Origin of the sequence: Mesorhizobium sp. M7A.F.Ca.CA.002.09.1.1, from assembly GCF_003998555.1 — a bacterium.
GTDB lineage: Bacteria > Pseudomonadota > Alphaproteobacteria > Rhizobiales > Rhizobiaceae > Mesorhizobium > Mesorhizobium ciceri.
This window is the reverse complement of record NZ_RZRR01001658.1, coordinates 1-382: the sequence shown is the minus strand read 5'-3', so window position 1 is coordinate 382 and position 382 is coordinate 1. Positions and strand designations below refer to the sequence as shown.

General features: G+C 68.3%; 1 protein-coding gene. It reads left to right on the top strand.

The window, feature by feature from the left end:
- The coding region (locus EN994_RS35205; RefSeq protein ID WP_206530601.1) for a nicotinate-nucleotide--dimethylbenzimidazole phosphoribosyltransferase at positions 1–382 on the top strand (382 nt) is incomplete at both ends.

Below are 382 nucleotides of genomic sequence, written 5' to 3'. Positions count from 1 at the left end.
GATGGCGGTCTTTGCCGGCAATCACGGCGTCACGCGCCACGGCATTTCGCCACGGCCGGTGGCGGCGACCGCCAACGCGGTCGAACTTTGCGCCGCCGGAGGTGCCGCGATCAACCAGATCTGCATTGCCTACGATCTCGGGCTTAAGGTTTTCGATCTTGCCCTGCACATCCCGACCGCCGACATCACCGAAGAGGCCGCGCTTGACGAGCGTGGCTGTGCCGCCACCATGGCCTTCGGCATGGAAGCGATCGCCGGCGGCACCGATCTTTTGTGTCTCGGCGATCTCGGCGTCGGCAACTCCACCGTCGCCGCCACCCTGTTTGCGGCGCTGTTCGGGGGCGGGGGCGCCGACTGGGCCGGCCCGGGGTCAGGCGCCGAT